This window comes from Methylobacterium sp. Leaf100 (assembly GCF_001422845.1).
Lineage (GTDB): Bacteria > Pseudomonadota > Alphaproteobacteria > Rhizobiales > Beijerinckiaceae > Methylobacterium.
This window is the reverse complement of record NZ_LMMW01000045.1, coordinates 93,580-117,751: the sequence shown is the minus strand read 5'-3', so window position 1 is coordinate 117,751 and position 24,172 is coordinate 93,580. Positions and strand designations below refer to the sequence as shown.

The following is a 24,172-nucleotide window of genomic DNA, read 5'->3' as shown; positions in this document are numbered from 1 at the left end:
CGGAACGGGCTTAACCGCTCCGCAACCATGCCACGCAAATATGCCTGAACCGGCTGCTGCATAGGGAACCCCTTCGGGTGACCTGATCGGCCGACCGGAACGGTGTTGCGGAACGTGGATCGGTTGGGCGTGGGCACGAAACGGGTACGACGCGATTCGAGCCTGCGCTGGTTCAGCGCCGCCATGGCGCCCTGGGCCGCCGGCATGGGCTTCCTTGTCTCCTTCACAGCCAGCGCCGGCACCGAAGGCACGACCCGCTCCCTCGCGCACGATGTGCGGATCGCCTCGGCCTTGCCGCACGGGGTCCCCCTCATCGGTGGACGGGTGAGCACCGAGCGGATGCGGGCGGGGCTTTCTGCCGAGCTCGACCGCGGCACCGCTTCGGTTCTGCATGCCAACCTCTCCGGCTCGGCCAACGGCGCCCTCCTGCCGGGACCGGCCGTCTGGAATCCGGAGCTCGAACCGGATCTCGGCTTCGTCCCGCCCCCGGCCGACGGGGAGGAGGCCGTCGAGACAAGCGACGGTGCGACGCCCGCGATCCCCCGCGCCGTCGCCCTGTCGTCGACGACCCCGGCCCCGGCCGATGCGACGCCCATCGAGGTCGCGGCCGCGAACCTCGCCATTCCGGGCGGGCTCGCCATTCCGGGGTTCTCGCCGCGCCGCGACGCCGAGGGGCTGGTCGGCGACAGCGCCCGCCATCGCTACGCCGACCTCATCGGTCCCGACGCCCTCGATCGCGAACAGCGCTGCCTCGCCGAAGCCGTCTACTTCGAAGCCCGCAGCGAGCCTGAGGACGGCCAGGCCGCCGTGGCACAGGTGGTGCTGAACCGGGTCAAGAGCGGGCTCTACCCCAGCAACGTCTGCGGTGTGGTCTACCAGAACCGCCACCGCTACATGGGCTGCCAGTTCTCCTTCGCCTGCGAGGGCAAGTCCCTGCGCATCACCGACGGGCCGTCGTGGCAATCGGCCACCCGCATTGCAAGCGCGGTGATCGAGGGACGGACGTACCTCAGCGAGGTCGGCGGGGCGACGCATTACCATGCCGATTACGTGAAACCCGGCTGGTCGCGGCGCCTGCGCAAGATGGACGTCATCGGGAGGCACATCTTCTACCAGCTCAAGCGCGGGCAGACCTGAAGGCCGGTCCAGCGCAAACCAATGAGCAAAAGTGATCCGGTTCCATCGAATTCTACCTAAGTAGGGGAAGATCTAAGTAGTCCTAAGCTTAGGTTAATTTTACCCTGAGTCTGGATTCGGCTTGCCCGAGCGGCAACTTGGCTGCCTCTGATACGTCGAGATGCGCGCACCACAACGGCGCCATCCCGCCAGTATCCGCGTCACAGCCCGAGGAAGCCCGCATGACCGCGCCGGTCACCCGATTCATCCCGTTTGCCTCCGCCATCGCCGGCGCCGTTCTGTTCGCAGCCTCCGCCCAGGCGGGCGGCTGTGGCGGTGCCGAATGCTACCGCCACGTCTCGACCCCGCCGGTCTACGGCGCCGTGTCCGAGCGCGTCCTCGTGCGCCCAGCCGAGACCGTCTACCGCACGATCCCGCCGATCTACGAGACCGTGTCCGAGCGCGTCGTCGTCAGCCCGGGCGGCCGGGTCTGGCAGACCCGTCGCGATCCCTACGGCGCGCTCATCGGCTGCTGGGTCGACGTGCCGCCGCAATACTCTGTGCGCCATCGCCGGGTGCTGGTCCAGCCGGCCCAATCGATCCCCGAGACGATCCCGGCCGAGTACGCCAGCATCCGCCGCCGCGTCCTCGTGCAGCCGGCCCGCGCCGGATGGGTCCCGGCCAATTACGGCAACGGCGGCGGCTATCCGGGCGTCTACGGACCCCGCATCGGCTCGATCCCGGATGCCGTCGGCATCGCCGGCGCCAGCTCGGCGGATATCGGCGTCGGCCTCGGTTTCTCGACGGGCAGCATCTACGACGGGTACTGAGACGCCTGACGCCCCGGCCGAACCGGCCGGGGCGGTTGATTCCGCCCGGCCATGCCACACCTCCCTGCTGACGCGGGAGGTGCGCATGGACCGGTTCAAGGCGTGGGTGGTCGAGAAGACCGAGACGGGGCAAGCCCTGACGTTCCGCGATTTCGACGCGGCCGACCTCATGGACGGCGACGTCACCGTCCGGGTCACCCATTCCACCGTGAACTACAAGGACGGACTGGCCATGACCGGGCGCTCGCCGGTGGTGCGCCGCTTCCCGATGATCCCCGGCATCGACTTCTCCGGTGTGGTCGAGGCGTCGGATCACCCGAATTACGCCCCCGGCGATGCGGTGATCCTCACGGGCTGGGGCGTTGGTGAGACCCATCTCGGCGCCTATGCCGAGCGGGCGCGGGTGAAGGGCGACTGGCTCGTGCCCCTGCCGGAAGGGCTCGACGCAGCCGACGCCATGGCCATCGGCACCGCGGGCTACACGGCGATGCTGTGTCTCATGGCCCTTGAACATCACGGCGCTCGGCCCGGCGACGGGCCCGCCTTGGTCACCGGCGCATCCGGCGGCGTCGGCTCCGTCGCCGTGGCGCTGCTCGCCCGGGCCGGCTGGCAGGTCATCGCCTCCACGGGCCGGACCGGCGAGGAGGATTACCTCCGCGGCCTCGGCGCCACGGAGATCCTCGACCGTGCCGAACTCTCGTCCCCGGGCAAACCCCTGGCGAAGGAGCGTTGGGCCGTCGCCGTCGACGCCGTCGGCTCCGTGACCCTCGCCAACGTGCTCGCCGGGACCAAGGCGGACGGCGCCGTCGCCGCCTGCGGGCTCGCCCAGGGCATGGACCTGCCGACCTCCGTGGCACCGTTCATCCTGCGCGGCGTGTCGCTCCTCGGCATCAACAGCGTGACCACGCCGCTGCCGAAACGCCGCGCGGCGTGGGCGCGCCTCGCCAGCGACCTCGACCGCACGGCCTTGGCCGCGATGACCACGACGGTGCCCCTGGCCGAGGTGGATCGCCTCGCCGAACGGATCCTTTCGGGCGGCGTACGCGGACGGACGGTGGTGACCGTTCCTTAAACGGATCGTCGGTCGGGGCGGAACTTAGCCGTACCGAGGCGCATTGCTGGTTTCATGAGCAGTGCATTTGTCAAAGAGACCGAAGGCGGCGAAGCCTTCGAGGATCTCCCCGATCGCCCCATCTCGGAGCACCCGAACTTCGTCACACCCGAGGGGTTGGCGCAGATCGAGGCCGAGGTCGCCCGCCTGCGCGATGCGTTCTCGGCCCTGACGCCCGACGCCAAGGCGGACGAGTCCCGCGTGACCCGCGACCTGCATTACTGGACGGCGCGGCTGGGATCGGCCCAGCTCGTCGAGGTCGAGCCCGGCGACGTGGTGCGGTTCGGCTCCACAGTGACCATCGCCCGCGCGGACGAAAGTCATCAGAGCTTCCGTATCGTGGGCGAAGACGAGGCGGATCCGACCCAGGGCAGCCTGTCCTACGTTTCGCCCATGGCACGGGCCCTGACCGGCAAGGGCGTCGGCGACACCGTCGAGGTGAACGGCCAGGAGATCGAGATCATCGAGACCAAGTAGGCTCGGAGATCATCGAGGCGGAGCCGTCTTGCCCTCAATTCCGGGGCGCAACGTCACGATCTCCTCGGTCATGAAATCCATGAAGGCCCGGACCCGCGCGGCATGGCGCAGGTCCGGATGGGTCAGGAGCCACAGGCCGGCGGACAGCTCCGGCAGGTGGTCCGACATCCGCACGAGACCCGGGCGTGCGTCGGCCGACCAGCAGGGCAGGGGGCCGATGCCGATGCCGGCCTCCACCGCCTCTCGCAGGCCCAGCACCGTGTTGAGGGTGAGGACCACGCGCTCGGCGGCGGCATGGCTCTCGCGGAACCGTACGAAACGTCCACCCGCCACACCGTTACCCGGCACCACCCACGGACATTCCTCCGTCGGTCGCCCGGTGAACTCGGACCGCCCGTAGACGGCCCAGGCGATGGTGGCGAGCCGGCGCCCGACCAGGTTCGTGGCGGGTGCATCACTGGCGCGCAGCGCCACGTCCGCGTCGTGGCGCGACAGGTTGAGGGCCTCCTCCGAAACCAGCAGGTGCAGGCGGATGCGTGGGTAGCGCACGGTGAATCGGGCCAGCACCGGCATCAGCATATCGGCGACGAGACCCGCCGGGGTGGTGATTCGAAGGTCGCCCACGGGACTGCGATCCTGTCCGGCGAGTTCGCGGGTGAAGCGCGCGACGTCGGCTTCCATCCGCCCGGCAGCCTCCACCATGGCGAGACCGGCGCCCGTCAGTGCGTAGCCGGCGCGGTGACGGTCGAACAGCGTCGTGTCGAGGGCTGCCTCGATCCCGGCGAGACGACGGAACGCGGTCGAGGGATTGATGCCGAGATGCTCGGCCGCCCGCGCCAGGCCGCCGTGTTCAGCGACGCTGCGCACGAGGCGAAAATCGTCCCAGTCCATTCCGTCGGCTCCGATCGTGCATTCCTGCAAAGATCGTTTTGCAGAACAGGGCGTTTTCGCAAAGGCAGTTCCGAGCGATAAGGCACGGCGAAACGCGTGCCGGCTCCGATGGGCCGACCCGTGCCACACCGTAGGAGACGACCCGATGACCAAGGTTCTGGTGCTGTACTATTCGTCGTGGGGCCACGTGGAGAAGATGGCCGAGGCCGTCGCCGAGGGCGTTCGCGAGGCCGGGGCCGAGGTCACGATCAAGCGCGTGCCGGAACTGGTGCCCGAGGAGGTCGCCCGCCAATCGCACTACAAGCTAGATCAGGCCGCCCCCATCGCGACGGTGGACGAACTCCCGGACTACGACGCCATCATCTTCGGTACCCCGACCCGTTACGGCAACATGGCCGCGCAGATGAAGCAGTTCATCGATCAGACCGGCGGCCTCTGGGCCAAGGGCGCACTCGTCGGCAAGGTCGGCTCGGCCTTCACCTCGACGGCGAGCCAGCATGGCGGCCAGGAGACGACACTGACGAGCTTCCACACGGTGCTGCTGCACCACGGCATGGTGGTGGTCGGCCTGCCCTACGCGTTCCAGGGCCAGATGGGTGTCGACGAGGTGAAGGGCGGCTCGCCCTACGGCTCCACCACCCTGGCGGACGGCGACGGCTCGCGCCAGCCGAGCGCCACGGATCTGGCCGGTGCCCGCTACCAGGGCCGCCACGTCGCCGGCATCGCCGCGAAACTCGCCGGCTGACGCGACGCCGGGGATTCCCACCCAAGAAAAAAGGCTCGGATCGCTCCGAGCCTTGAGAGGCAAAAGGCCATTTGGGGGCTGAACTGGCCTTCGTGCTGGTCAAACGGACCGACGGTCCGCAAGGTTCCACCCCCGTTGAAAAGATTTCAGCGCGGAGCCGCGGCACGGCGCAGGCGATCGTTGATCGCCTCGCCGAGTCCCGTCTGCGGGATCGGCGCGACCGCGATGGATTCCGTGCCCGAGGCATCGAGACTCCGCAGGGCGGAGAACAGGTTGGCGGCCGCCTCGGCGAGATCGCCGCCCGGGCTGAGGTCGAGGGAGGCGCGCGCCTCCGTGACCGCGGGCATCCCGCCGAACCGCAGCACGGCCTCGCCGGCCGCCACCGTCGTCGCGTCGAGGCGCACACGGGCACGGGGCGCATAGTGCGAGGCGAGGAGGCCGGGCCCGATGGGACGCGCGCTATCGTCCGAAGCCGGGCCGGCGACGGCATAGCCCAAAATGCGTTCGAGGTCGCCCCGCGTCACCCCGCCCGGCCGGAGCAGGCGTGGGGACCCGTCGAGGCAGGCGACCACCGTCGATTCCACACCCACCGGCGCCGTACCCCCGTCGAGGATCGCGTCGATCCGCCCATCGAGGTCGGCACGCACATGCGCGGCACGGGTGGGGCTGACCCGGCCCGAGCGGTTGGCCGACGGCGCCGCCACGGGTCGTCCGACCCGGGCGAGGAGATCGCGGGCGATGGTGTTGCCCGGCACCCGCAACGCCACGCTCGCCAGGCCGGCACGGGCGAGATCGCAGACGGTGCAGCCCGGGCCGGCCGGGACCACGAGGGTGAGGGGACCGGGCCAGAACGCGTTCGCGAGGGCCAGGGCGGCGTCATCGAACACCCCCTGCACCTGGGCCGCGGCGAGATCCGCCAGATGCGCGATCAGGGGATTGAACCGCGGGCGTTCCTTGGCGGCGTAGATCAGGGCCACGGCCGTCGGGTCGGTGGCATCGGCGCCGAGGCCGTAGACGGTCTCCGTCGGGAAGGCGACGGTGCGCCCGAGCCCCAGCAGCCGTGCTGCCTCCAGGATGCCGGCCTCGTCGGCGGCGAGGCGCAGGCTTGACCGGAGATCGTTCATATCTAAACTATCCCTGGAGAGCGGAGCGGCTGGGCCGGGTTAAGCCGTTGCCCCATGGAAGCTTCCCCGCGTAGGGCGATCTCGGAGCCGGCCGGTGCTCTAGCGTCCGGCCGAGGCTTGCGTCAAACACGGGCGGCGAACGATACGCCAAGCGCATCAAGCGCGACACAAGAAGACGCTCATAGGGAGCTTCCATGACCTACCGCGCCCCGGTCTCCGAGATGCTGTTCGCCCTGCGCCACGTCGCCGGACTGGACGCGACCCTGGGCGAGGCCCTGACGCTTGACGATGTCCGGACCATCCTGGACGAGGCGGCCCGCGTCGCCGACGGCGTCATCGCACCCCTGAACCGCGTCGGCGACCGCCACGGCACGCCCCTTACCGACGGCGCCATCACCACCGCGCCGGGCTGGCGCGAGGCCTACCGGACCTGGACGGAGGGCGGCTGGAACGGCCTGTCCGCCGATCCGGACCACGGCGGCCAGGGCCTGCCGCTCCTCCTCAACGCCGCCTGCACGGAGATGTGGAACGCGGCCAGCATCGCGTTCGGCCTGTGCCCGCTGCTCACCGCCGGCGGCATCGAGGCCCTGGCGCAGCACGGGTCCGAGGATCTGAAGGCGCGCTATCTCGGCAAGCTCGTCTCGGGGGAGTGGACCGCGACCATGAACCTGACGGAGCCGCAGGCGGGCTCCGATCTCGCCCTGCTGCGCAGCCGCGCCGAGCCCGTCGGCGATGGCCGCTACCGCATCGTCGGCGCGAAGATCTACATCACCTACGGCGAGCACGATCTCACCGACAACATCGTCCACCTCGTGCTCGCCCGGCTCAAGGACGCACCGGCGGGCACCCGCGGCATCTCGCTGTTCCTCGTGCCCAAGATCCTGCCCGACGGCAGCCGCAACGACCTGCGGTGCTCGGGGCTCGAGCACAAGCTCGGCATCCATGGCTCGCCGACCTGCTCCATGGCCTTCGGCGATGCGGGCGGCGCCATCGGCTGGCTCATCGGCGAGGAGAACCGCGGCCTCGCCTGCATGTTCACGATGATGAACTCGGCCCGGCTCAATGTCGGCCTGCAGGGCGTCGGCATCGCCGAGCGGGCGACGCAGGCCGCCCTGACCTACGCCCGCGAGCGCCGCCAGGGAAAAGCGCCGGGCGCGCAAGGCCCGAGCGCCATCGTCGCGCATGCCGACGTCCAGCGCATGCTGCTGACCATGAAGGCCTACACGGCGGCCGCCCGCGGCATCTGCTACCTCACCGCCGCCGCCCTCGACGCGGCAAAGGGACCGGAAGGGCAGGGCGCCCGCGATCGCGCTTCGCTCCTCACCCCCGTCGCCAAGGCGTTCTCCACGGACATCGCCAACGAAGTCACGTCGCTGGGCGTGCAGGTCCATGGCGGCATGGGCTTCGTCGAGGAGACGGGGGCAGCCCAGCACATGCGCGACGCCCGCATCCTCGGGATCTACGAGGGCACCAACGGCATTCAGGCCATCGACCTCGTCAGCCGCAAGCTGCCGCTCCAGGGCGGGGCCACGGTTCGGGCCCAGATCGCCGGCCTGCGCCGCGTGGCGGAGGGGCTCCTGAAGGATGCCGATTCGGCCTACGGCCATATGGCGGCCCGCTTGCGCGCCGGCATCGAGGGCCTCGACCGGGCCACCAGCTTTCAGCTGGCGGCGCTCGCCTCGAACCGGCCGGAGACGGCGCTCGCCGGGGCGACGCCGTATCTGCGCCTGTTCGGCCTCGTCCAGGGCGCGGCCTGCCTCGCACGGGAAGCCCGCGCCGCACGGGCCGCCCTCCAGGCCGGCGAGACCGATCCAGCCCATGCCGGGCGGATCGCCCTGGCGCGGTTCTTCGCCGAGAACGAGCTGACGGCGGCGAGCGGCCTCGCCGACAGCGTCATCGACGGCGGTGGCTTCACCGAGACGGCAGCCCTCGCCCTGGCGGGGTGAGCGCGGGACGCCCCTCCCGCGGAGGGGAACGGGACCGCGCGCAGGGAACGGCAAGACAGGCGAGACAGCACCATGACCGAGCACGTCGTCATCGAAGACACCGGCGGCGTCCGCCTCATCCGCCTGGACCGGCCCGATAAGCTCAACGCCCTGACGAGCGCCATGTACGACACCCTGCGCGAGGCCCTGGCGGAGGCCGACGCGTCGGAGGCCATTGGCGCCGTGGTGTTTTCCGGCTCGCCCGGAGCGTTCAGCGCCGGCAACGACCTGTCCGACTTCGTCGAGGCCTCGCGGCACCCGTTCGAGGATTCGCCGGCCCTGCACTTCATCCGGCAGCTCGCCCGGACCCGGACGCCCATGGTGGCGGCCGTCGATGGGGTGGCGGTCGGCATCGGCGCGACGCTCACCCTGCATTGCGACCTCGTCTACGCCAGCCCGGCGGCGCGCTTCCGCATGCCGTTCGTGGAACTCGGCCTCGTACCGGAGGCGGGATCGAGCTACCTGCTCCCACGCCGGATCGGCCTGCAGCGCACCACCGAAATCCTGCTGTTCTCGGAAGCCTACGATGCCGACGAGGCCGTGCGTCTCGGGCTCGCCAACGCCGTCGTTCCGGCCGGCCGGCTCCTCGACCACGCCATGACCCAGGCCGCCCGGCTCGCGGCCCTTCCCAAGGGACCGCTGCAGGCAACGCGCGCCCTGATCCGGGGGGATCAGGCCGCCCTGGAGGCGGCGGTGGAGACGGAGGCCGTGGCCTTCGAGGCGCGCCTGCGCTCGCCGGAGGCTCAAGGCGCCTTCGCGGCCTTCCTCAACCGGTCGCGCAAGGCGTGAGCCCGGCGCCCGATCTTCGCGCCAAGGTCTGCCTCGTCGCCGGGGCATCGCGGGGCGTCGGGCGCGGCATCGCCCAGGCACTCGGCGAGGCCGGCGCCACGGTGATCGTCACCGGCCGCTCCAGCGAGACCGGCCCGCGCACGGACGGACGGCCCGAGACCGTGGAGGACACAGCCCGAATGGTCGACGCCGCCGGCGGCACCGGCCACCACTACCTCTGCGACCACACTAGTGAGCGGGCCGTCGACACCCTGGTCCACTGGGCCTTGCGCCGCTTCGGCCGGATCGATGTGGCCGTCTCCAGCGTCTGGGGCGGGGCCGAGGGCTATGACGGCGAGCGCTATCCCGACGGGGCCGCCTGGGGCACCCCGTTCTGGCGCCGCTCGGCCGAGCCATTCTCGGAGTTCTTCGGCAGCGGACCCTATCCGGCACTGCTGCTCGCCCGCGCGGTGGCGCCCGCCATGGTCGCGGCGAAAGCCGGCCTCGTCGCCATCGTGTCGTTCGACACTGGGCCCGGCTACCTCGGCGACGTGTTCTACGATCTGGCCAAGGCGACCACCAACCGCCTCGCCTTCGCCTGCGCGCAGGAACTGGCGCCGCACGGTGTCACGGCCCTCGGCCTGTCGCCGGGCTTCGTCCGCACCGAACGGGTGATCGATGTCGGGCACGCCGACATGGCCACGGAGAGCCCGCTCTATGCCGGCCGCGCGCTGGCGGCGCTCGCCGCCGACCCGGACGTCGCCGCGCAGGCCGGGCGCATCCTGCATGCGGGCGACCTCGCCGCCCGGTACGGCTTCACCGATGCCGACGGCACGCGCCCGGCGCGCTTCCACATCGGACCCTGAGAGGACGCCATGACGGGACCCAGCAGCGGATCACTGAAGGGCAAGACCCTGTTCATCACCGGCGCCTCGCGCGGCATCGGGCTCGCCATCGGCCTGCGGGCGGCGCGGGACGGCGCCAACGTCGCCATCGCGGCGAAAACCGACGTGGCCCATCCGAAGCTCGACGGCACCATCCACACGGCCGCCGCCGCCATCGAGGCGGCGGGGGGGCGGGCGCTGCCGCTGATCGTGGACGTGCGCGACGAGGACGGCGTCGCCGCCGCCATCGCCACCACGGCGAACACCTTCGGGGGGATCGACATCGTCGTGAACAACGCCAGCGCCATTTCGCTGACCCGTACGCCCGAGACGGAGATGAAGCGCTTCGACCTCATGCACGGGATCAACACGCGCGGGACCTACATGGTGTCCAAGTATGCGATCCCGCATCTCGAAAAGTCCGAGAACCCTCATATCCTGATGCTGTCGCCGCCCCTCGACATGGCGGAGAAATGGTTCGCGCCGCACCTCGCCTACACCATGGCGAAGTTCGGCATGTCGCTCTGCGTCCTTGGGTTGGCGGGCGAACTGCGCCGTCAGGGCATCGCGGTGAACGCCCTGTGGCCGCGCACCACCATCGCGACGGCGGCGGTGAGGAACCTTCTCGGCGGCGAAGCCCTGATGCAGGCGAGCCGCACGCCCGAGATCATCGCGGACGCGGCCCACGCCCTGTTCGGCCTGCCGGCCCGGGAGACCACCGGGCGCTTTCTTATCGACGACACGTTCCTGGCGGAGCAGGGTGTCACGGACTTTACAAAATACCGCGTCACACCCGACGTCCCCCTTGCTCCGGACTTCTTCGTACCGGATGCGAGTTCACCGCCTCCCGGGGCCCTCGCCTGAGACGTAACCCGTGATCTTCATCCACCAGCCGGTCGCCGGCGCCGGGCAGACCCTGCTCGAGCGCACCTCCCTCGAATTGCAGGACCCGATCCCCGACGACACCGTGTGGCTCGACATGATCCGCCCGACCCGGGAGGAGGATCTGAAGGTCGAGGCCTTCATGGGCATCTCGGTGCCGACCCGCGAGGAGATGAAGGACATCGAGCCCTCCGAGCTCCTCTACGTCGAGGACGGGGCGCGCTACATGACCGGCCGGGTGCTGAGCAAGGTCAGCGACGGCGACGAGCCGGGGCTGGCCGGCATCACCTTCATCCTGCGCGGCAACCGCCTCGTCACCGTGCGCTACGAGGAGCCGCAGGCGTTCCGGATGTACACCCAGCGCGCCGGGCGCTCGACGGGCAACGGCCCCTCCGCCATCCCGTCCGGCGAGACCATCCTCGCCGGCCTCATCGAGACGGTGATCGACCGGGCGGCGGACGTGCTCCAGCTCCAGGGCGAGCGCATCGACCGCCTGTCGGGCAAGATCTTCGAGGAGAAGGCCGACCCGTCCGCCCGCAACACCGCCCTGCAGGACACGCTGCGGGCGCTCGGGCGCCACGGCGACCTGATCTCGAAACAGCGCGAGAGCCTCGTTTCCATGGAGCGCATCCTGCTCTCGCTCTCGGCGACCTACCGCACCGCCAAGGCTCCGCGCGAGCTGCGCGAGGACGTGCGCTCGACCCTGCGCGATCTCCAGTCCCTCGAGGAGCACGCCACCTTCCTGTCCTCGAAGATCCAGTTCCTCCTCGACGCGACCCTCGGCCTCGTGAACCTCGAGCAGAACAACATCATCAAGCTGTTCTCGGTGATGGCGGTGGTGTTCATGCCCCCGACCCTCATCGCCTCGATCTACGGCATGAACTTCAAGGCAATGCCGGAACTCGACTGGGGTCTCGGCTACCCGATGGCGGTGGTGATGATGGTGGTCGCCGCCGTGCTACCTTACGTGTTCTTCCGCTGGAAGCGCTGGTTGTAGCTGCGTATTCGAACCAACCCGTTAAGGATGTCGCGGCATCATGCCGGCATTCAGCGTGCTCCGGTAGCCGGTCGCACGTTTTCGGAGCGGGTCGATGTCACTGCAGAAAGTAACTATCCGGGCGAAGCTGATTGCCAGTTTCTCGATCATCACGGCATTCATCCTCGGGATCGGCTGGCTCGGAGTGACGGGGTTGTCTCGGGTCGATGCTCTACTCACCGATGTTCAGACCAACTGGCTCCCGAGCATCCAGACGAGTGGACGCATCGACACGGCGCTCGCGCGCTACACCACCAGCCTGCTGCGCACCACGCAGACGACCGATGCGGCCGACCGGGCGAAGATCGACGCCGACATGGGCAAACGGCGCGAGCAGATCGCCGCCCTCACGAAGGCCTACGAGCGGCTGATCAGTTCCGAGACCGAGCGCGCGCAGTTCGAAACCTTTCGCAAGGAGGTGAACGGCTTTCTCGCCGTCGCCGACCGGATCGCCGCGGCGGCGCGGAACGGCAGCGACGGCTACAACCTCTACCTGTCCGAAGCGGTCGAGCCGCGTCGGCGGGCCTCGACGGCCCTGGAGAAGCTCATCGAGATCAACGATGCCGGTGCCCTCAAGGCGCATGAGGAAGGCAACGCCCTCACGGCACGGACAAAGACCATCGCGTTGACGGCCCTCACCCTCGCGGTTGCCCTCGCCCTCGTTCTCGCGATCCTGATCGTCCGCAGCGTCACCCATGGCATCGACGCCGTGGTTCGGCCGATGACCGGCCTGACGAAGGGCGACCTCGCGGTGACGATCCCTCACCAGGGCACCGGCACCGAGATCGGCCGCATCGCCGACTCCGTTCAGATCTTCAAGGACGGGCTCATTCGAATGAAACGCCTGGAAGACGAAACCGCCCAGGCCCGCGCGGGCGCCGAGGCCCAGCGCCGCCGAGCCATGCAGGAAATGGCCGAGGCGTTCGAGCGCGCCGTCGTCGGCGTTGTGGCCTCCGTCGGTCGGTCCGCCGCCGACCTGCAGGCGACCGCGCAGGCCATGAGCGGCACCGCCACCGAAACCGCGAGCCAGTCGGTCTCCGTCGCCGCCGCCGCCGAGGAGGCCGCGTCCAACGTCGAAACGGTCGCGGCGGCCGCCGAGGAACTCGGTTCGTCCGTTCAGGAGATCGGCCGCCAGGTGCAGGGTTCGGCCGAACTCGCCGGAGTGGCCGTGCGCGAGGCGGGTGCCACCGCCGCCCTGGTTCAGGAACTCAGCGGCGCGACGGCGCGCATCGGCGACGTGGTCAAGCTCATCGCCGACATCGCCTCGCAGACGAACCTTCTGGCGCTCAACGCCACCATCGAGGCGGCGCGGGCCGGCGAGGCCGGCCGGGGTTTCGCCGTGGTGGCCACGGAAGTGAAGGAACTCGCGGGCCAGACCGCCCGTGCCACCGGCGAGATCGGCACGCAGATCGCCCGGATCCAGGGCGCCACGGGCGAGAGCGTGCGGGCCATCGAGGCGATCCGCGGACGCATCGGCGAGATCAGCACGGTCGCGACCTCAATCGCGGCGGCTGTCGAGGAGCAGGGCGCGGCGACCCAGGAGATCGTGCGCAACGTGGCGCAAGCCGCGACCGGCACCGGCGAGGTCACGGCGAACATCGCGGGCGTAGCGGCCGCCGCCGAGGAGACGGGTGCGGCGGCAAGCCAGGTGCTGGCCTCCGCGTCCGACCTCTCGCGCCAGTCGGAGCATCTCGGCTCGGAAGTCGAACGCTTCCTTTCCAGCGTGCGCGCGGCCTGACCGTGAATCACCGGAGGCGCACCCCGCACCTCCGGTGACCGTGCCCGTCGATCTCGACCTTCGCCGCCCCTTGCCGAACCGGACTGGATTTCCGATCGTCCCGTCATGTGTGGACGCTACTTCGCTCTCCAGTCGCCAGAACTCTACCGGCGGTTCTACGGCTATGCCGAGCAGCCGAACTTTCCGGCGCGCTACAACATCGCCCCGACCCAGCCGGTGCCGATCGTGCACGTCGAGAACGGGAGCCGGCATTTCCGGCTCGTGCGCTGGGGCCTGTGGCCGAGCTGGCTCAAGGATCCGAAGGACTTTCCCCTCGTCATCAACGCACGTGTGGAGACGATGACCGAGAAGCCGACGTTTCGCGGGGCCCTGCGCCACCGCCGCTGCGTCTTCCTCGCCGACGGGTTCTACGAGTGGCGCCGCGAAGGCACGGGCAAGACGGCGACGAGGACGCCGTTCATGATCCGCCGGGCCGACGGGGCGCCGATGGCGCTCGCCGGTCTGTGGGAGAACTGGCTCGGGGCCGACGGCTCGGAGATCGATACGGCAGCCATCGTCACCACGGGCGCCAACGGGCTCATGGCGGCGGTCCACGACCGCATGCCGGCGATCTTGTCGCGCGATCAGGTCGAGCCCTGGCTCGACACGCGCGGCGTCGAGCCCGCTTCGGCCGCCGCCCTGTGCCGGCCATGCCCGGACGACTGGCTGACGCTCGATCCCGTGAGCCCGCGCGTGAACGACGCCCGCAACGATGGGCCGGACCTCGTCGTGCCATTGGAGAAGCCGAAGGGTGCGCCCGAGGCCCCCGGCATGCCGGCGGAAGATCGGCCACGCTCCAGCGACGAGGACGCGCAGGGCTCGCTGTTCTGAGACCGGCCGTTCCGAAGGGCGCCGTGATTTCCGACGTTGCGTCGGGGGGCCAAAGGCGGCATCGCTCGCAACACTGCATGCGGGGCCGAAACGGTCCATCGGCCGGTTCGGCCCCGCCCGACCACAGAACGGGGAGACGAGACCATGACGCCCGAGGACATCGCCGACCTGAACCGGGCACGTGCCAGTCTGGCCCGGCAGCGCAGCGCCCTGTCGAAGCGCATCGGCGCCAGCGAACTCGCCGCCGCTTCGGCCGCCGAAGACCTGATGCGCATTCTCCTCGCCATCGAGGCGGTCGACCGGGCCCTGACCGATGCGGGACAGCCCTACACCCCGCCGATGGCCTGACGGCGCGACACGGTCATGGACGAGACCAAGGATTCGAACGGCACCAAGCTCACGGACGGCGATGCGGTGACCCTGATCAAGGACCTCAAGGTGAAGGGAACCTCGACGACCCTGAAGCGCGGGACCCTCATCAAGAACATCCGCCTGACCGGCGATCCCGAGGAGATCGAGTGCAACGCCGAGAAGGTCAAAGGCTTGGTTCTGAAGACACAGTTCCTGAAGAAGGCCTCGTCCTGAGGCGAACCCGGTCCTGAGGCGAACCCAGGCGCGGGCGGCCGTTGCTTCGGACCGGCCGCCCCGGGAGCCTTGGTCGCTTCAGTCGCCCGTCACGGCGCTCGGCACGCGGATCGGCGAACGGGTCAGGCTCCGGATCGGCTTCAGCGGCCGGCCCGACTTCTCGGCGATGACCCGGTCCTGCTCCTCGATGATCTCCCGCGCCGGGGCATCGCCGTCGAGGCCGCCGAGGATTTCCATGGGGACGCGCCGGTTCGAGGCGCGGGACTCGTCCTCGTAGAGGACATCGAACAGGACGGAGCCACGCTCCTGCGGTTTCGACTTCGTGCGTTTGGCCATGACGGGACGATGCTCGGACGCTGGAACAAAGGGATAGGGCAAAAGCCAACGGCCACGGAGAGGCCCGAGGTGCGCGTACATCCGGCGTCACCCCAAACCGTCATCGTGGCCGTCTCCGGTCGAGCGACGTGGGTCGCGACCGGCATGAGCCTTAGATGGGATCGCGACGGGCGGTTGGCAACCCGTTTCGGGGCCGGCCGTGCCGACTCCCTGCGGGATCTTGGCACGCGCCGTGCCCCTCGGCAGGATCGCGTGAGCGACAGCCGCGGATGCCCAGGGAGCCGGCATGACCGAGAAATCAAACCTGACGCGCTTTTCCGTCGCGCCCCTCGCCAGCATGACGCGGCAACTCGCGGCCGTGGCCTCGGGGCGGGCCGAGCCGGATCGCGTCCTCACCGGGGCCCGCCTGCTCTCCACCTATTCGGACCGCATCCTGCCCGACCGTGAGGTCTGGATCGGCGGCGGCCGCATCGCCGCCGTCATGCCGGCGGGAACCTATCGGGGCTCGGCCGAGCGCATCGACCTCGGCGGGGGCCTTCTGGCGCCGGGCCTCGTCGATCCGCACCTGCACATCGAGAGCAGCATGGTGACGGCCTGCGCCTATGCAGAGGCCGCGCTCCTCAACGGCACCACCACCATCGTGTGCGACAGCCACGAAATCGGCAACGTGCTCGATGTGAACGGCGTCGAATGGATGCTGGAGGATGCCCGTCAGGCCCCGCTCAACATCTATCTCACGGTGCCCAGCACCGTGCCGGCGACCTCACCCGATCTGGAAACCGCCGGCGGCGACCTGACGGCGGCCAAGATCGCGGCCCTGTTCGACCAGTGGCCGGAAGCCATCGGCCTCGGAGAAAAGATGGATTTCGTCGCCGTCTGCGAGGGCGATCCGCGCGCGCACGCCATCATCGCGGCATCGCTGGAGCGTGGTCGTCCGGTCTCCGGACACATCTACGGGCGCGGCTTCGTGTCCGCCTACGCGGCCAGCGGCGTCACCGACACCCACGAGGCCATCGACCGGGATATCGCCGACGACCTCCTGGAAGCCGGAATCTGGATCTACCTGCGCGGCGGGCCACCGACGACGCCGTGGCACAGCCTTCCGAAGGCCATCGGCACGGTGCTGGATTACGGCGCTTCGGCCAAGCGCGTCTGCGTCTGCACCGACGACCGCGACGCGCAGGACCTCCTCGCCTTCGGTCTCGACTGGGTGGTGCGCGAGGCCGTGCGCCTCGGCATCCCGAAGGCCCAGGCCTGGGCCATGGGCTCGCTCCACCCGGCAACGCGCTACGGCCTCGACGGCGAGATCGGCGGGTTCGGCGGCGGACGACGCGCCGATCTCGTCCTCCTCGGCGACGATCTCGTGCCGCAATCGACCTGGTATGGCGGGGAATGCGTGGTGAAGGACCGGTCGATCACCCCGCTCCTCGACGCCGCCCTGTCGCAGCCCTACCGCTACCCGGCCCCGGCCTACGCGACGGTGCACCTGCCCGATCCGCTGCCGGGCCTGGTTCCGGCGTTGCCGGCGGGTCCGGTGCGGGTCAACGCCATCCGCACCACGCTTCCGGGCATCGAACTCACCCACGAGGTGTTCGACCTCACCCCCAGCGCCGACTGGCCGACGACGCTGGCCGCCAACGACCTCACCTTCGTCACGGTGATCGAACGTCACGGCCGCTCCGGCACCGTCGCGCACGGGCTTCTGCGGGCGTTCGGGCTGAAACGCGGCGCGGTGGCGAGCAGCGTCGGCCACGATTCGCACAACGTGATCGTCGCCGGCCTGAACGAGGCCGACATGCGCGTGGCCCTCGACGCCATCGGCACCATCCAGGGCGGGGTCTGCGTCGTGGAGGACGGAGCCGTCGTCGCCCTGGTGCCCCTGCCGGTCGCCGGTCTCCTCTCCGACAAGCGGGTCACGGCGGTGGCCGGGGAAGTCCGTGTCCTGAAGGACGCCTGGACGCGCGCCGGGTGCACCATTCCCTATATGGGGTTCAACCTGATCCCGCTCTCGGTGATTCCCGAGATCCGCATCACCGACAAGGGCCTCGTCCTCGTCCCGGGGATGCGCATCGTGCCCCTGTTCGAGGCCTCCTGAACCCGGTGTTATTTTTGCCGGCTCGCGAGGAACTGGCCAACCCTAGCGCGGGTTGTAAGTCAGGGTCTCAACAGCCTCGCTTCCTCCCAAGCCTTTCAAACAGCCTGTTCGCCCAAGCGGCGGCGGGCTGCTTCTTTTTGCGCCCTCGCGCGTTGAGAGGTTCCTGTGTCCACGAGCAGCGAAGGGCGCGGGCCGGGGCATCGGCGAGCCCCTTTATCGGCAGGCCCACGGCCCGATCCCCCGGAGCGACTCCATGCGTAGCCTACTCACCCTCGTCATCGTCGGCGCCATCGCGTTCATCCTCGTCGGGATGTACGTGGCGCCCTCGCAACCCGACATGCGAGCCTGGTACCTGCGCAATGCCTGCGAGCATCTCGATAAGCTGAGCCCGAAGATCTGCGAGCCCATGCGCGAGGCCGACGGGGCGCGACGCATCTGAGCGCCCTCGCACGCGCGCGCGACTGGTGGTTCCGCGACCGACGCACCGGCGCGATCACCGTCGCCCAATGGCCGAATGCGCCGCTCGTGATGTTCGGCCTCTGCACGGGAGCGGATTGGGCTTTCGCCCCGGCCGGCCCGGCGGGGACGGTTTTGCGGGGTGTCGGCCTGGGGGCGCTGGTCGTCTGGGCCGTCGACGAGGTCGCCCGCGGCGTCAATCCCTGGCGGCGCTGCCTCGGGGGCGGCGTGCTGGTCGGCCTCGCGCTCCGGTGGACCATGGCTGCCATGGCGTGAGGCCGCCCGTGGCGTGAGAGCGCCTCGACCGTCACGCCGTGTTTGACCGCTTGCGGTGCGGCGCCAGTGGCCTATCATCGGGCATCGTCACGCGGAACGAGGCAATACGGATGGCCTTCTTCATCGGAATCGCCTGCCCCTGGCTCGTGGTGGCCTTCCTCGATCTCATGGCGCTGAACCGCAGCCGGGAGTTGGCCGCCGCCGAATAGCGGCCTTCCGTACGAGGCCGCTGCGTCCCCAACGGGCGTTGCCCTCGCGCGAGCCTGCGTCTACCTCCCCGGTCTCCGATAGGGATCGTCGGGTGGCGGACGGGATGGCGCGATGATGTCCAGACATGCAGCCGGCCAGGAGCACACGCGCCGCGCGGGCGAATACCGTGCCGTACGTGTCTGGCTCTACGTGCTCGCGGCTCTCGTGGTCGGCATGGTGGCAGTGGGTGGGGCCACGCGCCTCACCGGCTCCGGGCTATCCATCACCGAATGGCGTCCGGTCACGGGCGCCGTCCCGCCGCTTTCGGCCGAGGCCTGGACGGCGGAGTTCGACAAGTACAAGGGCACTCCGCAATACCGCATCCTCAACCAGGGGATGGGCCTATCCGACTTCAAGACGATCTACGCCTGGGAATGGGGCCACCGGTTCCTCGGACGCTTCGTCGGCCTCGTATTCTTCCTGCCCCTGCTGTGGTTCTGGTGGCGTGGGCTCCTGAGCCGGCGCCTCGGGCTCGGACTCCTTGGCCTCGGCCTCCTCGGCGGTCTCCAGGGCGCCATCGGCTGGATCATGGTCGCGTCCGGCCTCGAGCCTGGCATGACGGCGGTCGCCCCGCTGAAACTCGCCCTGCATCTCACCACCGCGAGCCTCATCCTCGCCGGTCTCGTCTGGCTCGCCGCCGGCCTGCGCGCCGCCCCCTCCGCGCCGGTGCCGGCCAGGCTCAACCGCACGGCCGTGGCCGTGATGGCCCTGGTGTTGGCGCAGATCTTCCTCGGCGGCCTCGTCGCCGGATCGAAGGCAGGCCTCGTCTACAACACCTGGCCGGGGATGGACGGTGCCTTCGCGCCGCCCCTGGCCGAGTTGTTCGCCGTCCGGCCCTGGATCGAGAATTTCGTCGACAACCATGCCCTGGTGCAACTCGACCACCGCCTGATCGCCTATGTCCTCCTTGCCGTGGCAATTCTCCATGCCGTCGACGCGCGGCGGACCCTGCCGGGCAGCGGCACGGCACGGCGCGCCACCGGCGTGGCCGTCCTCGTCCTGGCGCAAGCCGCCCTCGGGATCACGACCCTGCTTCTCGCGGTTCCGCTCTGGGCCGGGCTGAGCCATCAAGTCTTCGCCATGGCGGTGCTGACGATGGCGACGGTCCACGCCCGCCTGAGCCCCGGTGTGACGGCTCGGCCGATGCGCCCCGAAGCGGCACCGGCCTTCGGCTTCGAGGCCTTGACCAACCGCGCGACCTGATCCCGCCGAACGGAATTCGCGCGCGCGACGGATTCCAATCCACCGCCTTCTCGCGCTCCGTGTCGACGCGCACGCGGCTCGGAAGAGGGCGCTTCCCTCGGCCGCCAGGGTACACCATCGTTCGGAAGCCGCGCATTATTGCGATGCAGCGAACCTGATCGACGCACGCGCGTTACGCCTCCGGCGACGCTCGGCATTTCGCGTTCTCTCCGCGCCCAACGAACGAGGACCACGACTGCATGACGCTTGGTAAGCCTTTGGTAGAGCCCATTTCGAGCACCGAAACCGTGAAGATCGAGCCCCGGTCTTCGGCAAGACCTGTCCGCCGTCACACGCGCGATCGCCAGACGCGCCGCATCGTCTTCGGCCTCACGGGTGTGCTGGGAATCGCTTGGGCCGTTGTGATCGCGAGCCGCTACTCCGGATTGCTTCCGGGGTAGGCCAAGCCACACCCAGGCAGGCGCGAATCCGTGTCACACGCTGCCGGAAGCGTGTCGGCACGAAGCTATTCCTGTGGACAGCACGAACTCGGTAGTTTTCGCCGGGAACGCTCCGGCACGGCCAAGCGTAGCTTTCGTATGACCGATCGGAGTCAGCGATGTTCCTGGCAGAGGATGGACGCCCCGCGGGGCTGAACTGGAACTACACCCCGCGCGAGCTTCTCGCCGACGGGATCGTCCACTTCCTCGGCGTGGCCCTCGGCCTCGCCGGGGCCATCGCGATCGTGATCCTCGCGGCCCTGACGCCGCTCCCTGCCATCGATCAGGCGGCGGTCGCTGTCTACGGCGCCGCCCTCGTCTCGATGCTCGGCGTTTCGGCGACCTACAACATGTGGCCGGTGGGCCGCCGGAAGTGGCTCCTGCGCCGTGCCGATCACGCGCTGATCTATCTCATGATCGCCGGTACCTATACGCCGCTGGTCGCCCTGGTCGGCACCGGCGCCATCGCCTGGGGCCTCCTCGCCACCGTGTGGCTGGTGGCCGGCATCGGCATCACCCTCAAGCTGACGCTGCCGGGACGCTTCGACCGGGCCGCCATCGGGCTCTACCTGCTTCTCGGCTGGAGCGGACTGGCGGCCTACGATTCGGTGATCGCGCGGCTCGAGCCCACCGCCCTGTGGCTGCTCGCCATTGGCGGACTGCTCTACTCCTTCGGCGTGGTGTTCCACGTCTGGCGCAGCCTGCCGTACCAGAATGCCATCTGGCACGCCTTCGTGCTGGCCGCCACGGCCTGTCACTACGGCACGGTGATCACCACCGTGGTCCAGGCCGGGGCCTGAACCCTTTGGACGTTGTGTCCGTTTCGCCTCCGTTACTTGCCGGCGCAGAGGCCCCGTCCGGATAGGGAATGGTGGTCGCGCGGGTCGCAATCGGTGGCCAGGAACGAGGCCCATTCGGCCGTCGATCCGTAGAAGGCATTGCGGTCGACGTCGCCGCGCACGCCCGGCACCCGGCCGGTGGAAGTGAACTGCCACAGCATCCACTTGCGCTTGGCGAAGCGCTGCTCGGGCTCGGCCGCGGTGGAGCGGACCCAGTGGGGGTAATCCGGCAGCTCGTCCTCGAGTACGTCCTTGTGGAACGTGATGTCCGTGTAGATGATCGGGCGCTTGCCGGTGTAGCGCTCCATCTCGTCGAGCATGTAGCGGATCATTCCCAGCGCCTGGGCCTTCGGCAGCTTCTTCGGGCAAAGCTGCGAATGGCCGTTCCACTCCACGTCGAGAACCGGGGGGAGGGCGGTCGGATCCTGCGGGACGTTCTTCTTGAACCACTCGATCTGGTCCTGGGCCGAGCGGCACCAGAACACGAAATGATAGGCCCCACGCGGAACGCCGGCCCGGGCCGCACCGTCCCAATTCGCGCGGAACCGCTCGTCGACGTGGTCGCCGCCCTCCGTCGCCTTGATGAAGGCGAACTGTGTGCCGGCCGCCCGCACCGACGTCCAGTCGATGGGGCCCTGCCACTTCGAAATGTCGATGCCCTGGATCGGATGCTGCTTGGCGCGCGCGACGCCGGGATGGGGCTTCACGTCGCCCTTGGTCGGATAGAAGTCCGTCGCCGTGCCGGAGCAGGCGGCGAGGCCCGCGAGAAGGGCGATTCCGGCGATCCGGCTCGCCCAGCCACCGAGGCGCGTTTCACCACGGCGGGTACGGCGGACGGTCGGGGCAGTCCTGTTCGTCAGCGACATCAATGCCCGGCCCATCACTTTCCACGAACGCAACAACGGGTAAGGGATGCCCGTGCGCGGTTAACAGAGCTTTGACGGCAATGCGGCGGTTTTCGGGAAGTCGTGACCGGTCAGCCACATACGCCGCAGGTTCCACGGTTGGCCACAGGCCGGAAGACACCTAAGTCCCGCTCGAAACGCAGCATTTGCAGAGGAGGCCGGATGCGTAAGACTGTGTTCACCATCGGCTACGAAGGCCTCGATCCCGAGCGCTTCACCCTGGCCCTCACGGATGCCGGGGTCGGGACACTCGCCGATGTCCGCGCCGTGGCGAACTCGCGCAAACGCGGGTTTTCCAAGGGCGCCCTGAAAGCCGGCCTCGAAGCGGCCGGTCTATCCTACAATCACGCCCGGACCCTTGGGACCCCGAAAGCCGGTCGGCAGGCCGCGCGAGCGGACGACCCCGCGCTCATGCGCCAGATCTACTGTGAGGAGGTCCTCGACACCGCGGATGGCAGCCTCGCCCTAGACGCCCTGTGCGACCTTGCCGCCCGAAGTCCGACCTGCCTGATGTGCTTCGAGCGCGACCCCGCCCGCTGCCACCGCCGGGTCTTGGCCGAGCGCATGGAAGCGCGCGGCTTCGTCACCGTCGATCTCTACGGGGTGGACGTCTAGGAATGCCGTCAGACGATGCCGCCGCCATCCTGCGCCGGCCAGGACTTGCCGAGATGGGCCGCGACGGCGCCCGGATCCTCGCCCACCGTGGCGACGGCGTCCTCGACGGCTTCCACCGGGACCTCGAAGTAGCGCGCCCAATAGGCCCGCGTCCAAGGCTCGGTGACGTTCACCGATCTCGGGGCATGCGGATCGGGCTTCAGGTTCTCGTTCATGGGGCGTCCACGGTCGGGGGGCTCGAGACAAGCACCGGATCAACGCGACCCGGTGGGCCGCGGTTCGGTGGCGTCCGGAATGCCGCTCACGCTTCCTTGCCGTCCTTCACCGCCGCATCGTATCCGGCCGTCCATTGCGCGTGCGCCTCGGTGCCCTCCGCATAGGGGCAATCCTGGCGACGCAAACCTTTGCGCGGCGCATGGAAGCCGAGGGTATAATGGTCGAGGTTGTCGTCTGGCATCTGGGTCATGTGCGGTAACGTCGAATTCGCGCGCGGGCTCCCGAAGAGCCGTCGCGTTCCGGCGACGCGGCGGCGGGTAGGGGGACGCCCCAGCCGCCGCGTTCGGCGTACGCCGACCGGATCGCCTATCGCTTCTTGCCCAGCTCCGCGGCGATGTCCTTGACCATGCGGCCGGCCTTCCGATGCGCGGTGGTGAGCTGATCCTGCGTGACGCCCCATCGTTTCATCCAGAACTCGACGGCCTTGCGCTCCGACAGATCGAGCCGGTCCTTGTCGATGAAGCCTCGCTTGTCCTTCAACCCGGCCATGTCCGTTCCTCCAAACCAAAGGCGCGCCGCTCGCAGGCCCGCATGCGAAAGTTTCTCGGGGGGCTCGGAGGCCGACCGGGCCGTGCAGTCGTGAAGGTCCAGGGTTACCGCCAGCCGCGCCGAACCCGGAGCGGTGGCGATCCCACTCCGCTCCGGCAGACGCCAGCACATCCGGCTCCGAATGAATCGGACCTCGGACAACCCACCGATTTCGCAAAGCCACGCGGGAGAATGTATGATCTTCGCGCTCGTCACCGAGCGAGGGAACGTTGCCGACCGTTGCGGCAGACCTGTTCCCAGAGCCGAGGTCGGCGGATAAATCCTCGCCGCACCTCGGAAGTCTCAAGCACCAACATCGTTATGTTGGTGCGGCCAAGAGGACTCGAACCTCCACCCCTTGCAGGACTAGCACCTCAAGCTAGCGCGTCTACCAATTCCGCCATGGCCGCATCGTCGTCACCATCGTCTCGAAGCCGGCCCGGTCGGGCGAGGCGTCCGTTTCGTCTGGCGCGGCGCAGCAAATAGCAGATGGATCTGGAGCCGACAAGCGGGTTTGCAGGAAATCGCGGGTTTGCAGGAAATCGCGGCTTCAGAGGAAATCGACGCCGTCGAGGACCGGAACAGCGCCTTCGCCGATGGTGACCCCGGGCAGGCGCACCACCTCCGCCTTGCGGATCAGCTCGGTGACCTCGACGGAGATGCGGTTTCCCGTCACCACGATCTGGCCCCGCGCGATCGGATGGTCGTTGGCCAGAATCTCCACCATATCGCTCTCCGTGGCTTCGAGTTCGATGACGGCGCCGCGCCCCATGCGCAGCAGGATGTGCAGGGGCATGTGCCGGCGCCCGAGAACCACCTTGAGGTCGACCTTGAGATCTTCGAGAACCGCCACGCGACCCGTTCCTTCACCCT

28 protein-coding genes and 1 tRNA gene are annotated in these 24,172 nt (G+C 69.3%); 20 read left to right on the top strand and 9 right to left on the bottom strand.

Translation table 11 applies throughout. The annotated features are described in order from the left end of the window. The first annotated feature begins 129 nt into the window (after nt 1–129). From ASF25_RS16595 to greA, 4 genes are all read left to right on the top strand, one after another. Nucleotides 130–1,137 carry a cell wall hydrolase gene (locus tag ASF25_RS16595; protein WP_056305978.1) on the top strand — a complete coding sequence of 336 codons (1,008 nt, stop codon included), beginning with the start codon at nt 130–132 and terminating at the stop codon, nt 1,135–1,137. A 221-nt stretch (nt 1,138–1,358) separates the two neighbouring features. Beyond that, nucleotides 1,359–1,946, top strand: a complete 588-nt coding sequence (locus tag ASF25_RS16590; protein ID WP_056305976.1) for a hypothetical protein — start codon at nt 1,359–1,361, stop codon at nt 1,944–1,946. A gap of 85 nt (nt 1,947–2,031) precedes the next feature. Continuing rightward, entirely contained in the window at nt 2,032–3,018 is a 987-nt protein-coding gene (locus tag ASF25_RS16585; protein ID WP_056260953.1) for an MDR family oxidoreductase, read from the top strand. Between the two features lie 54 nt (nt 3,019–3,072). Beyond that, nucleotides 3,073–3,534, top strand: a complete 462-nt coding sequence (greA, locus tag ASF25_RS16580; protein ID WP_056173438.1) for a transcription elongation factor GreA — start codon at nt 3,073–3,075, stop codon at nt 3,532–3,534. Nucleotides 3,535–3,543: 9 nt separating this feature from the next. Here greA and ASF25_RS16575 read toward each other — a convergent pair whose 3' ends face one another. Continuing rightward, nucleotides 3,544–4,425, bottom strand: a complete 882-nt coding sequence (locus ASF25_RS16575; protein ID WP_056305974.1) for a LysR family transcriptional regulator — start codon at nt 4,423–4,425, stop codon at nt 3,544–3,546. 145 nt (nt 4,426–4,570) lie between these two features. On the opposite strand from ASF25_RS16575, the gene wrbA reads away from it, so the two are divergent. Beyond that, on the top strand, nt 4,571–5,170 hold the full coding sequence (wrbA, locus tag ASF25_RS16570; protein WP_056305972.1) for an NAD(P)H:quinone oxidoreductase: 600 nt from the start codon (nt 4,571–4,573) through the stop codon (nt 5,168–5,170). A gap of 146 nt (nt 5,171–5,316) precedes the next feature. Here wrbA and ASF25_RS16565 read toward each other — a convergent pair whose 3' ends face one another. Continuing rightward, entirely contained in the window at nt 5,317–6,294 is a 978-nt protein-coding gene (locus ASF25_RS16565) for an L-threonylcarbamoyladenylate synthase (RefSeq protein ID WP_056305970.1), read from the bottom strand. Between the two features lie 194 nt (nt 6,295–6,488). Between ASF25_RS16565 and ASF25_RS16560 the strand changes: the two genes are divergently transcribed. From ASF25_RS16560 to ASF25_RS16520, 9 genes are all read left to right on the top strand, one after another. Further along, nucleotides 6,489–8,240, top strand: coding sequence for an acyl-CoA dehydrogenase (locus tag ASF25_RS16560; protein ID WP_056305968.1), 1,752 nt, complete (start codon nt 6,489–6,491; stop codon nt 8,238–8,240). Between the two features lie 72 nt (nt 8,241–8,312). After that, nucleotides 8,313–9,068 (top strand): enoyl-CoA hydratase-related protein, encoded by a 756-nt coding sequence (locus tag ASF25_RS16555; protein ID WP_056305966.1) that lies wholly within the window; start codon nt 8,313–8,315, stop codon nt 9,066–9,068. After that, the gene (locus ASF25_RS16550) at nt 9,065–9,913 is read left to right on the top strand and encodes an SDR family NAD(P)-dependent oxidoreductase (protein ID WP_056262199.1); all 849 of its coding nucleotides are present in this window, start codon (nt 9,065–9,067) and stop codon (nt 9,911–9,913) included. The genes ASF25_RS16555 and ASF25_RS16550 overlap by 4 nt, the downstream gene beginning before the upstream one ends. A 9-nt stretch (nt 9,914–9,922) precedes the next feature. Further along, nucleotides 9,923–10,795 (top strand): NAD(P)-dependent oxidoreductase, encoded by an 873-nt coding sequence (locus ASF25_RS16545; protein ID WP_056305965.1) that lies wholly within the window; start codon nt 9,923–9,925, stop codon nt 10,793–10,795. Between the two features lie 10 nt (nt 10,796–10,805). Beyond that, a complete protein-coding gene (locus ASF25_RS16540) occupies nt 10,806–11,810 on the top strand; it encodes a magnesium transporter CorA family protein (protein ID WP_056173463.1) in 1,005 nt (334 codons plus the stop codon). A gap of 94 nt (nt 11,811–11,904) precedes the next feature. Further along, a complete protein-coding gene (locus ASF25_RS16535) occupies nt 11,905–13,587 on the top strand; it encodes a methyl-accepting chemotaxis protein (RefSeq protein ID WP_056305963.1) in 1,683 nt (560 codons plus the stop codon). Nucleotides 13,588–13,692: 105 nt separating this feature from the next. Beyond that, nucleotides 13,693–14,457, top strand: a complete 765-nt coding sequence (locus tag ASF25_RS16530; protein ID WP_056305961.1) for an SOS response-associated peptidase — start codon at nt 13,693–13,695, stop codon at nt 14,455–14,457. A 144-nt stretch (nt 14,458–14,601) separates the two neighbouring features. Next, entirely contained in the window at nt 14,602–14,805 is a 204-nt protein-coding gene (locus ASF25_RS16525) for a hypothetical protein (protein WP_056173473.1), read from the top strand. Nucleotides 14,806–14,820: 15 nt separating this feature from the next. Then, nucleotides 14,821–15,042, top strand: a complete 222-nt coding sequence (locus tag ASF25_RS16520) for an alkylphosphonate utilization protein (protein WP_056305958.1) — start codon at nt 14,821–14,823, stop codon at nt 15,040–15,042. Between the two features lie 78 nt (nt 15,043–15,120). On the opposite strand, the gene ASF25_RS16515 is transcribed toward ASF25_RS16520, so the two are convergent. Next, nucleotides 15,121–15,378: a hypothetical protein gene (locus ASF25_RS16515; protein WP_056173479.1), complete on the bottom strand. Its 258-nt coding sequence runs from the start codon at nt 15,376–15,378 to the stop codon at nt 15,121–15,123. A 286-nt stretch (nt 15,379–15,664) separates the two neighbouring features. Here ASF25_RS16515 and ASF25_RS16510 point away from each other — a divergent pair, with 286 nt between their 5' ends. From ASF25_RS16510 to ASF25_RS16490, 5 genes are all read left to right on the top strand, one after another. Further along, a complete protein-coding gene (locus ASF25_RS16510; RefSeq protein WP_056305956.1) occupies nt 15,665–17,473 on the top strand; it encodes an adenine deaminase C-terminal domain-containing protein in 1,809 nt (602 codons plus the stop codon). A gap of 253 nt (nt 17,474–17,726) precedes the next feature. Beyond that, a complete protein-coding gene (locus tag ASF25_RS16505; RefSeq protein WP_056173484.1) occupies nt 17,727–17,912 on the top strand; it encodes a hypothetical protein in 186 nt (61 codons plus the stop codon). Between the two features lie 86 nt (nt 17,913–17,998). Beyond that, nucleotides 17,999–18,205 carry a hypothetical protein gene (locus ASF25_RS16500; protein ID WP_348271336.1) on the top strand — a complete coding sequence of 69 codons (207 nt, stop codon included), beginning with the start codon at nt 17,999–18,001 and terminating at the stop codon, nt 18,203–18,205. Nucleotides 18,206–18,526: 321 nt separating this feature from the next. After that, complete coding sequence (locus ASF25_RS16495; RefSeq protein ID WP_156369043.1) at nt 18,527–19,657, top strand: COX15/CtaA family protein; 1,131 nt, start codon at nt 18,527–18,529, stop codon at nt 19,655–19,657. Between the two features lie 598 nt (nt 19,658–20,255). Further along, nucleotides 20,256–20,936: a hemolysin III family protein gene (locus ASF25_RS16490; protein WP_056305952.1), complete on the top strand. Its 681-nt coding sequence runs from the start codon at nt 20,256–20,258 to the stop codon at nt 20,934–20,936. Between the two features lie 32 nt (nt 20,937–20,968). Here the strand turns inward: ASF25_RS16490 and ASF25_RS16485 are convergent, their stop codons facing one another. Beyond that, complete coding sequence (locus ASF25_RS16485) at nt 20,969–21,841, bottom strand: GH25 family lysozyme (protein WP_082479241.1); 873 nt, start codon at nt 21,839–21,841, stop codon at nt 20,969–20,971. A gap of 201 nt (nt 21,842–22,042) precedes the next feature. Here ASF25_RS16485 and ASF25_RS16480 point away from each other — a divergent pair, with 201 nt between their 5' ends. Then, on the top strand, nt 22,043–22,495 hold the full coding sequence (locus tag ASF25_RS16480; RefSeq protein ID WP_056305950.1) for a DUF488 domain-containing protein: 453 nt from the start codon (nt 22,043–22,045) through the stop codon (nt 22,493–22,495). An 8-nt stretch (nt 22,496–22,503) separates the two neighbouring features. Here ASF25_RS16480 and ASF25_RS16475 read toward each other — a convergent pair whose 3' ends face one another. From ASF25_RS16475 to ASF25_RS16455, 5 genes are all read right to left on the bottom strand, one after another. Then, nucleotides 22,504–22,710 carry a DUF3606 domain-containing protein gene (locus tag ASF25_RS16475; RefSeq protein ID WP_056173496.1) on the bottom strand — a complete coding sequence of 69 codons (207 nt, stop codon included), beginning with the start codon at nt 22,708–22,710 and terminating at the stop codon, nt 22,504–22,506. Nucleotides 22,711–22,796: 86 nt separating this feature from the next. Further along, entirely contained in the window at nt 22,797–22,961 is a 165-nt protein-coding gene (locus ASF25_RS16470; RefSeq protein WP_056262172.1) for a hypothetical protein, read from the bottom strand. A 116-nt stretch (nt 22,962–23,077) separates the two neighbouring features. Then, the gene (locus tag ASF25_RS16465; RefSeq protein ID WP_056095126.1) at nt 23,078–23,260 is read right to left on the bottom strand and encodes a DUF3606 domain-containing protein; all 183 of its coding nucleotides are present in this window, start codon (nt 23,258–23,260) and stop codon (nt 23,078–23,080) included. A gap of 364 nt (nt 23,261–23,624) precedes the next feature. After that, nucleotides 23,625–23,709: transfer RNA gene (locus tag ASF25_RS16460), tRNA-Leu, on the bottom strand. A 140-nt stretch (nt 23,710–23,849) separates the two neighbouring features. Continuing rightward, nucleotides 23,850–24,152, bottom strand: a complete 303-nt coding sequence (locus ASF25_RS16455) for a FliM/FliN family flagellar motor switch protein (RefSeq protein ID WP_056173501.1) — start codon at nt 24,150–24,152, stop codon at nt 23,850–23,852. Between the last annotated feature and the right edge of the window lie 20 nt (nt 24,153–24,172).